This window comes from Stenotrophomonas sp. 3diitr2024, from assembly GCF_042136455.1.
In the GTDB taxonomy this organism is placed as follows: domain Bacteria; phylum Pseudomonadota; class Gammaproteobacteria; order Xanthomonadales; family Xanthomonadaceae; genus Stenotrophomonas; species Stenotrophomonas sepilia.
The window spans coordinates 1-1,346 of sequence record NZ_JBHHMJ010000676.1 but is presented as its reverse complement, the minus strand read 5'-3'; the positions used below and the strand labels follow the sequence as shown (position 1 = coordinate 1,346).

Annotated in this window: 1 protein-coding gene; it reads right to left on the bottom strand. The window is 65.8% G+C overall.

Annotated features, from left to right (window positions below):
- Positions 1-5 precede the first annotated feature (5 nt).
- Complete coding sequence (gene pstS / locus ABGA94_RS17220) at positions 6-1,094, bottom strand: phosphate ABC transporter substrate-binding protein PstS (protein ID WP_005415896.1); 1,089 nt, start codon at positions 1,092-1,094, stop codon at positions 6-8.
- Positions 1,095-1,346: the final 252 nt, after the last annotated feature.

Below are 1,346 nucleotides of genomic sequence, written 5' to 3'. Positions count from 1 at the left end.
GTCCATCACTTCAGGTCGGTCGCCCAGTAGGCCTCGATCTGCTTGACCAGTTCAGCCGGCAGCGGCACGTAGTGCAGCTCGTTGGCCTGGGCCTGGCCGTTCTCGAAGGCCCACTTGAAGAAGGCCAGGGTGTCCTGGTTGCGCTTGGCGTCCTTCGGCTGCTTCTGCATCAGCATGAAGTTGGTTGCGGTGATCGGCCACGCCTGCTCGCCCGGGGCGTTGGTGATGACCAGGTTGAAGTCCTTGGCGCTGGCCCAGTCGGCGCTGGCGGCCGCAGCGGCGAAGGTTTCCGCGCTCGGCTCGACCCAGTTGCCGGCGGCGTTCTGCATGGCGGTATACGGCATGCCGTTCTGCAGGGCATAAGCCAGTTCGACGTAGCCGATCGAGCCCTTGATCTGCTTCACGTAGGACGCAACGCCTTCATTGCCCTTGCCACCGACGCCGTCCGGCCACTGCACCGAGGTGCCTTCACCGACCTTGCTCTTCCACTCCGGGCTGACCTTGGACAGGTAGTTGGAGAAGTTGAAGGTGGTGCCCGAACCATCCGAACGGTGGACCAAGGTGATCTTGCCGTCCGGCAGCTTCACGCCCGGGTTGGCGGCGACGATCGCCGGGTCGTTCCAGGTCTTGACCTTGCCCAGGAAGATGTCGGCCAGCAGGGCGCCGCTCAGGCGCAGCTTGCCGGCTTCCAGGCCTTCGATGTTGACCACCGGCACCACGCCGCCGATGGCCGACGGGAACTGCGCCAGGCCGGCCTGGGCCAGCTCCTCGCTGCTCAGCGGCTTGTCGGACGAACCGAAGTCGACGGTCCCAGCCTTGATCTGGGCGATGCCGCCGCCGGAGCCGATCGACTGGTAGTTGATCTTGGCGCCGGTGCTGGCGTTGTAGTCAGCCGACCACTTGGAGACCAGCGGGAAGATGAAGGACGCGCCCGCGCCGGACACTTCGGCGGTCACCTTGGCACCGGCAGCGGCGGGGGCAGCGGCAGCGCCGGCAGCCGGCTGCTGCGCGGCCTGCTTGTCGCCACCGCAGGCCGACAGGCCCAGGGCGATGGCCAGGGAAAGGGCGGCAAGGCCGGCCGAGTGCAGTTTCATGGTCACTCCATAGCGGGGAAGAGCCGACGTGGTCGGCGGATGCGGCTATGAAATGATGTTTTTGTTACAGCCGTATTACGACCATGACAGAGGTGTCCTGGATCACGTTCTGACAAGGGTTTCACAGGGCTGGCGCCGATCCGGCCGGGGCCCGGAAACCCCGGATCTGCGCACCGATATGACGGCGGGTTGGTCCTTGCAGCGTCAATGCGCGACAGCTCCTTGCCCACGGTAGGTGCGGACCGTTGGTCC

What these genes read in the sequence shown, in the direction of transcription:
- pstS (WP_005415896.1), bottom strand. Translation starts at nt 1,094, where the DNA reads ATGAAACTGCACTCGGCCGGCCTTGCCGCCCTTTCCCTGGCCATCGCC.